Annotated in this window: 6 protein-coding genes; 5 read left to right on the top strand and 1 reads right to left on the bottom strand. The window is 68.2% G+C overall.

The annotated features are described in order from the left end of the window. The first annotated feature begins 373 nt into the window (after positions 1 to 373). Together nrdR and ACFYW5_RS34060 are read left to right on the top strand one after the other, a co-directional pair. Positions 374 to 922, top strand: coding sequence for a transcriptional regulator NrdR (nrdR, locus tag ACFYW5_RS34055; RefSeq protein WP_389421005.1), 549 nt, complete (start codon positions 374 to 376; stop codon positions 920 to 922). A 167-nt stretch (positions 923 to 1,089) separates the two neighbouring features. Next, positions 1,090 to 3,984, top strand: coding sequence for a vitamin B12-dependent ribonucleotide reductase (locus tag ACFYW5_RS34060; RefSeq protein WP_389421006.1), 2,895 nt, complete (start codon positions 1,090 to 1,092; stop codon positions 3,982 to 3,984). Positions 3,985 to 4,051: 67 nt separating this feature from the next. Here the strand turns inward: ACFYW5_RS34060 and ACFYW5_RS34065 are convergent, their stop codons facing one another. Then, positions 4,052 to 4,585: a TerD family protein gene (locus tag ACFYW5_RS34065; protein WP_389421007.1), complete on the bottom strand. Its 534-nt coding sequence runs from the start codon at positions 4,583 to 4,585 to the stop codon at positions 4,052 to 4,054. Between the two features lie 155 nt (positions 4,586 to 4,740). Between ACFYW5_RS34065 and ACFYW5_RS34070 the strand changes: the two genes are divergently transcribed. From ACFYW5_RS34070 to ACFYW5_RS34080, 3 genes are all read left to right on the top strand, one after another. Next, positions 4,741 to 5,346 carry a YdbC family protein gene (locus ACFYW5_RS34070; RefSeq protein ID WP_389421008.1) on the top strand — a complete coding sequence of 202 codons (606 nt, stop codon included), beginning with the start codon at positions 4,741 to 4,743 and terminating at the stop codon, positions 5,344 to 5,346. Between the two features lie 106 nt (positions 5,347 to 5,452). After that, entirely contained in the window at positions 5,453 to 6,112 is a 660-nt protein-coding gene (locus ACFYW5_RS34075; RefSeq protein ID WP_389421009.1) for a histidine phosphatase family protein, read from the top strand. Between the two features lie 13 nt (positions 6,113 to 6,125). Further along, positions 6,126 to 7,028, top strand: a complete 903-nt coding sequence (locus ACFYW5_RS34080) for an ADP-ribosylglycohydrolase family protein (RefSeq protein WP_389421010.1) — start codon at positions 6,126 to 6,128, stop codon at positions 7,026 to 7,028. Positions 7,029 to 7,275 lie beyond the last annotated feature (247 nt).

Genomic DNA, 7,275 nt, shown 5'->3' on the forward strand with positions numbered 1-7,275 from the left:
CCAGTCTGCCATCCGGCGTCCGGACGGCCGGGACGTGGTCCCTATCTCTGCGGGAGTCCCACGACGCCCCCCTGTGGCGCTCACGGTATCTCCGCATGTGCCGGAACGGTACGGCTGTGCACGCCCGTGTTGCCGCGGTACCGCGGTTCACCGCTGCGGCCCGGTGGGGTTGGTCTCCACAAGTGCGACACGCGCGCCTGGCGTGTATGTATGCGCCAATCCCCACATCTAGTGGTTGGATTGCAACAGCAGCCCAGAAGTTGTGGTCCCCCGGGTCTTCGGACTCCCAGCGATCGCCTATGCTTGGGGCTGCTTCGAGGGGCCCATGAGGCCCACGAGGCTATTGAGTCTGCTGTGAGGAGGGTTGGAGTTCATGCACTGCCCCTTCTGCAGGCACCCCGACAGCCGTGTGGTCGACAGTCGTACGACCGACGACGGCACGTCGATCCGCAGGCGCCGCCAGTGCCCTGACTGCTCCCGTCGTTTCACGACCGTGGAGACGTGCTCGCTCATGGTGGTGAAGCGGTCCGGAGTCACCGAGCCGTTCAGCCGGACCAAGGTCATCAACGGCGTGCGCAAGGCGTGCCAGGGGCGGCCTGTCACCGAGGACGCACTCGCCCAGCTCGGCCAACGGGTCGAGGAGGCGGTGCGGGCCACCGGGAGCGCCGAGCTGACCACCCACGACGTGGGGCTGGCCATACTCGGTCCGCTGCAGGAGCTGGACCTCGTCGCCTACCTGCGATTCGCCTCCGTGTACCGGGCGTTCGACTCGCTGGACGACTTCGAGGCCGCGATTGCGGAACTCAGGGAGACACGACGTCCCGGCGCCGACGACGATGACGCGCGCGCGGGGAGCCAGGAAGACGACAGCGGGCCCGGAGGGACGGCTCACGTCCCCGTGCCCGCCAGCGCCGCCGACTGACCGACGGACCGGATCCGGAATTCCAGGACCCCGGGTCCGGCCGCGCGGCGGCGACGGAAGACCTGTTGCGGGCGGCAGCGCGAGATGCCCGCAACACCAGACAGAACACCGTGCCACGGGAACATCGGGGCACTTCAGGGCGTTTTAGCCCGTACCAGGGAGGCGGCATGACAGAGACGGCGAGCGGTCCGGCACGAGGTTCCCGCGCCAAGGGCACCAAGACGAGCAAGGGCCTGCGTATCGAGCGCATTCACACCATCCCCGGCGTGCACCCGTACGACGAGGTCCAGTGGGAGCGCCGTGACGTCGTCATGACCAACTGGCGCGACGGCTCTGTGAACTTCGAACAGCGCGGCGTCGAGTTCCCCGACTTCTGGTCGGTGAACGCGGTCAACATCGTCACCAGCAAGTACTTCCGGGGTGCCGTCGGCACCCCGCAGCGCGAGGTGAGCCTCAGGCAGCTCATCGACCGGATCGTGAAGACGTACCGGAAGGCAGGTGAGGACTACAAGTACTTCGCCTCGCCCGCCGATGCCGAGATCTTCGAGCACGAGCTGGCCTACGCCCTCCTGCACCAGATCTTCAGCTTCAACAGCCCCGTCTGGTTCAACGTCGGCACGCCCCAGCCGCAGCAGGTCTCCGCCTGCTTCATCCTGTCCGTCGACGACTCCATGGAGTCGATCCTCGACTGGTACAAGGAGGAGGGCATGATCTTCAAGGGCGGCTCCGGTGCCGGCCTGAACCTCTCCCGCATCCGCTCCTCCAAGGAGCTGCTGTCCTCCGGCGGCAACGCCTCCGGCCCGGTCTCCTTCATGCGCGGCGCCGACGCCTCGGCCGGCACCATCAAGTCCGGCGGTGCCACCCGCCGCGCCGCCAAGATGGTCATCCTCGACGTCGACCACCCCGACATCGAGGACTTCATCGTGACCAAGGTGAAGGAGGAGGAGAAGATCCGCGCTCTGCGCGACGCGGGCTTCGACATGGACCTGGGCGGCGACGACATCACGTCCGTCCAGTACCAGAACGCCAACAACTCGGTCCGGGTGAACGACGAGTTCATGAAGGCGGTCGAGCAGGGCGGCAAGTTCGGCCTCCGCGCGCGGATGACCGGCGAGGTCATCGAAGAGGTCGACGCCAAGTCCCTGTTCCGCAAGATGGCCGAGGCGGCCTGGGCCTGCGCCGACCCGGGCATCCAGTACGACGACACCATCAACCACTGGCACACCTGCCCGGAGTCCGGCCGGATCAACGGCTCGAACCCCTGCAGCGAGTACATGCACCTGGACAACACGTCCTGCAACCTCGCCTCGCTGAACCTGATGAAGTTCCTGAAGGACGACGGCAAGGGCAACCAGTCCTTCGAGGTCGAGCGCTTCGCGAAGGTCGTCGAGCTGGTCATCACCGCGATGGACATCTCCATCTGCTTCGCGGACTTCCCGACCCAGAAGATCGGCGAGAACACGCGCGCGTTCCGCCAGCTCGGCATCGGCTACGCCAACCTCGGCGCCCTGCTGATGGCGACCGGCCACGCCTACGACTCCGACGGCGGCCGCGCCCTCGCCGGTGCCATCACCTCCCTGATGACCGGCACCTCGTACCGGCGCTCCGCCGAGCTCGCCTCGGTCGTCGGCCCGTACGACGGCTACGCCCGCAACGCGCAGCCGCACCTGCGGGTCATGAAGCAGCACGCCGACGAGAACACCAAGGCCGTCCGCGTGGACGACCTGGACACACCGATCTGGGCCGCCGCCACGGAGGCCTGGCAGGACGTGCTGCGTCTCGGCGAGAAGAACGGTTTCCGTAACTCCCAGGCGTCCGTCATCGCCCCGACCGGCACCATCGGTCTCGCGATGTCCTGCGACACCACCGGCCTCGAGCCCGACCTCGCGCTGGTCAAGTTCAAGAAGCTGGTCGGCGGCGGCTCCATGCAGATCGTCAACGGCACCGTCCCGCAGGCCTTGCGCCGCCTGGGCTACCAGGAGGAGCAGATCGAGGCGATCGTCGCCCACATCGCCGAGCACGGCAATGTGATCGACGCTCCGGGCCTCAGGCACGAGCACTACGAGGTGTTCGACTGCGCCATGGGCGAGCGGTCCATCTCCGCGATGGGCCACGTCCGGATGATGGCCGCGATCCAGCCCTGGATCTCCGGCGCGCTCTCCAAGACGGTCAACCTGCCGGAGACGGCGACCGTCGAGGATGTCGAAGAGGTCTACTTCGAGGCCTGGAAGATGGGCGTCAAGGCGCTCGCCATCTACCGCGACAACTGCAAGGTCGGCCAGCCGCTCTCCGCGAAGACCAAGGAGAAGGAGAAGGCCGAGGTCACGGAGAAGGCCGAGGCGACCATCCGCGAGACGGTCGAGAAGGTCATCGAGTACCGCCCGGTCCGCAAGCGCCTCCCCAAGGGCCGCCCCGGCATCACCACGTCCTTCACGGTCGGTGGCGCCGAGGGTTACATGACGGCCAACTCCTACCCGGACGACGGTCTCGGCGAGGTCTTCCTGAAGATGTCGAAGCAGGGCTCGACCCTCGCGGGCATGATGGACGCCTTCTCCATCGCGGTCTCCGTCGGCCTCCAGTACGGCGTGCCGCTGGAGACGTACGTCTCGAAATTCACCAACATGCGCTTCGAGCCGGCCGGTATGACGGACGACCCGGACGTGCGGATGGCGCAGTCGATCGTCGACTACATCTTCCGCCGCCTGGCGCTGGACTTCCTGCCCTTCGAGACGCGCTCGGCGCTCGGCATCCACTCCGCCGAGGAGCGTCAGCGCCACCTGGAGACCGGTTCGTACGAACCGGCCGACGACGAGGTCGACGTCGAGGGCCTGGCCCAGTCGGCGCCGCGCGCCCAAGAACTGAAGGCCGTCGTCACGCCCAAGGCCGAGGTCGAGGCGGCCAAGCCCGCCCCGCAGCAGGCCCACACCAGCGCCGAGCTGGTGGAGATGCAGCTGGGCATCCAGGCCGACGCCCCGCTCTGCTTCTCCTGCGGTACGAAGATGCAGCGGGCCGGTTCGTGCTACATCTGCGAGGGCTGCGGCTCGACCAGCGGTTGCAGCTGATCATCAGTCCCTGACGAAGGAGGGGCACCGACTCTGCGTCGGCGCCCCTCCTTCGTCGTGCCCGGGGTCAGGGCTGGTGGGCCTTGCCCATGGCGCGGGTGAAGGTGGCGGGGTCGTCCTCGAAGCCGTGGATACCGGGATGGAAGTCCCAGGTGCCGTCCTCCTGGCGGGCGAACTCCGCCACCGTGGCGGCCGTAGCGCCGAGGACGCTGCCGAAGTCGTCCGTGACCAGGTCGTGATAGCCCTCGCGGATGCGCAGACCCGGGCTGGTCACGCTGACGAAGGTGCGCCGTCCCGACCGCTGCTGGATGACGACGCCGACCACCACGCGCGCGTAGCGGCTGTCGAGGCGGTTGAGCTCCACCGTCATGACCTCGTCCCAGCCGAAGCCCTTGCCGTCGTGGCTGTCGCGGTTGAGGTAGATGGTGCCGTCGGGGGACCGGCTGTCGAAGTGCACGACGAACGCCGGATCGCCGTACGGGTCGCTCGCCAGGTACGCCCCGGCGACAAGATCCAGATCGGTGGGCGGCTGCCCCGCCGGACTCGGATCCCACCTGAGCGAGATCTCGACCTTCTGGATCCCCTTGTTGAGGCCGTTCACAGACTCCCCTTCCCCGGTTCAACCTGCGCGTGCGGCCCGAACTGCTCGACAGACGAGGCCGATTGTCCATCCTGCCACGCGCGCGTGGGCCCTCGTGGGGGAGCAGTCGCCGCGAGGGCGGACTGTGCCAGGCGCCGTGGCCTTACCATGGCGCGGTGCTGGTCAAGTGGATTCGCTGCACCGTGGTGGACCGCCGCGGTTTCGAGCGCGGGCAGCGAAAGTGGGCGGGGCTTCTGGGGGAGCCGGGGTTTCGGGGGCAGGGCGGTGGTTGGAGCCGGAGCCGGCCGGGGGTGGCGCACATCGTCGCCTTCTGGGAGAGCCGCGCCTTCTACGACTCCTTCATGGCGCGCTCGCACGACCGGCTGGCCGCGTCCCAGTCGGGCACGTTCAAGGACGCCCAGGTCAAGCTCTTCGACCACCGGTTCGACGTGAAGACCGGCTTCGAGCCGCGTTTCACCGACGCCGACCTGCTGCGCGTCGCGCACTGCCGGGTGCACGAGGAACGTGCCGAGCACTTCACGCTGATGCAGGAGAAGGTCTGGAACCCCGCGATGGCGGGCTCACCCGGCATGGTCCGCGGGCTGTTCGGCGAGGCACCCGGCCATGAGTTCCTCGTCCTGTCGATGTGGCTGTCCGCCGCCGAGCACGGCAAATACCGTGCCGAACGCGTCGAGCGGCTGGCCCTGAGGGCCCAGACGGACGCGGACGTCGCCGCCCTCACCGGCGACATCGTGCAGCTGGAACCCTCCTGGACGGTGTGATCATCACGGCACAAACCGGAAGGATCACTCCCGGAAATATGTGACCTACGCCGTATGGAGCCCGTACGGGTGCTCCCTGGGCCCTCACCCGATCTAGGGTTTTGGCATGGCACGACCACGGCGCATCGTCCTTGTCCGGCACGGCGAGTCAACGGGCAATGTTGATGACACCGTGTACGAACGCGAACCCGATCACGCGCTGGCCCTCACCGAGCAGGGCTGGCGGCAGGCGGAGGAGACGGGCAAACGGCTGCGCGAGGTGTTCGGCCGCGAGCGGATCAGCGTGTACGTCTCCCCCTACCGCCGTACGCACGAGACGCTGCGCGCCTTCCATCTGGACCCCGAGCTCATACGCGTCCGGGAGGAGCCGCGCCTGCGCGAGCAGGACTGGGGGAACTGGCAGGACCGCGACGACGTACGCCTGCAGAAGGCCTACCGGGACGCCTACGGCCACTTCTTCTACCGCTTCGCCCAGGGGGAGTCCGGCGCCGACGTGTACGACCGGGTCGGCGGATTCCTGGAGAGCCTGTACCGCAGCTTCGAGGCCCCCGACCATCCGCCGAACGTCCTTCTGGTGACCCATGGGCTCGCGATGCGTCTGTTCTGCATGCGGTGGTTCCACTGGACGGTCGCGGAGTTCGAATCGCTGTCCAATCCTGGGAACGCCGAGATGCGGATGCTCGTTCTCGGGGACGACGGCAAGTACGCGCTTGACCGGCCTTTCGAACGCTGGCGAGATCCGGAACCGTACGGAATCACCGGATAGAGTGGACAGAGCGATGACCGCTGATTCCTCACCCGACGGGCGCCTGGGCCGCGCCCTTGCCAGCCTGCGCGGACTGTCCGTGGGGGACGCGCTGGGCTCCCAGTTCTTCGTCCCCGCGAACTACCCGCTGCTGAAGCGCCGTGAGCTGCCGGCCGGCCCCTGGCAATGGACCGACGACACGGAGATGGCCTGCTCCGTGGCCGCGGTCCTCGCCGTCCACCACCGCATCGACCAGGACGCGCTGGCCCGCTCCTTCGCCGAGCACCACGACTTCGACCGCGGCTACGGCCCTGCCACGAACCGCCTGCTGCGGCTGGTCCGCGAGGGCGGCGACTGGCGCGAGCTGTCCTCCGCGCTCTTCAAGGGGCTGGGCTCGTGGGGCAACGGCGCGGCGATGCGGATCGCGCCCCTCGGCGCCTGGTACGCGGACGATCCCGAGCAGGCCACCCACCAGGCCGAGATCTCGGCGTATCCAACGCATCAGCATCGCGAGGCCGTCGTCGGTTCGATGGCCGTCGCGGCGGCAGCGGCGCTGGCCGCCGCCCCGGGTGGTCCGCCCACTGCCGAGACGCTGCTCGACGGCGTGATCGCGCTGATTCCGAAGAGCGCGGTCGGGGCCGGGTTGCGCCGGGCGCGCGACATGCTGGACTACGGCGACGCCGCGACCGTCGCTGCCGTACTCGGCTGCGGTCGGCGGACGACGGCCCATGACACCGTGCCTTTCGCGCTCTGGTCGGCCGCGCGGTCCCTCGGTGACTACGAGCAGGCGTTCTGGACCACCGCGCAGGTCGGCGGTGACATGGACACCACGTGCGCCATCGTCGGCGGGGTGCTCGCCGGGGGAAAGGCGGGGACTCCGCCGTCGGAGTGGGTGCAGCGGACCGAGGCGTTGCCGGAGTGGGTTCCGGGGGTTTGACGGAGCCCGCTCCCGTGCCTTTGCGGCGACATTGGAACTCTCCGTGAAGCACGGGAACTCTCTGTGACTGCCTACGCGTTCTTCTGGCATCGGCTGTGCGAGGCATGGGCTCGTGTGTGATCCACGGGTCCGTACAGCCAGGGGATGCGAAAGGGGGGTGCCCCTATGTCTTTGGTCAAGGTGGATGGGTGCTGATTCGGGCGTCTGGAACGATGTGCCTGTGCATGCTGATGATCAGGTTGGCGAG

This window comes from Streptomyces sp. NPDC002779 (genome assembly GCF_042888685.1).
Lineage (GTDB): Bacteria > Actinomycetota > Actinomycetes > Streptomycetales > Streptomycetaceae > Streptomyces.

Coding starts and splice junctions, on each gene's coding strand:
- ACFYW5_RS34080 (WP_389421010.1), top strand. CDS start 6,126: ATGACCGCTGATTCCTCACCCGACGGGCGCCTGGGCCGCGCCCTTGCC.
- ACFYW5_RS34075 (WP_389421009.1), top strand. CDS start 5,453: ATGGCACGACCACGGCGCATCGTCCTTGTCCGGCACGGCGAGTCAACG.
- ACFYW5_RS34060 (WP_389421006.1), top strand. CDS start 1,090: ATGACAGAGACGGCGAGCGGTCCGGCACGAGGTTCCCGCGCCAAGGGC.
- nrdR (WP_389421005.1), top strand. CDS start 374: ATGCACTGCCCCTTCTGCAGGCACCCCGACAGCCGTGTGGTCGACAGT.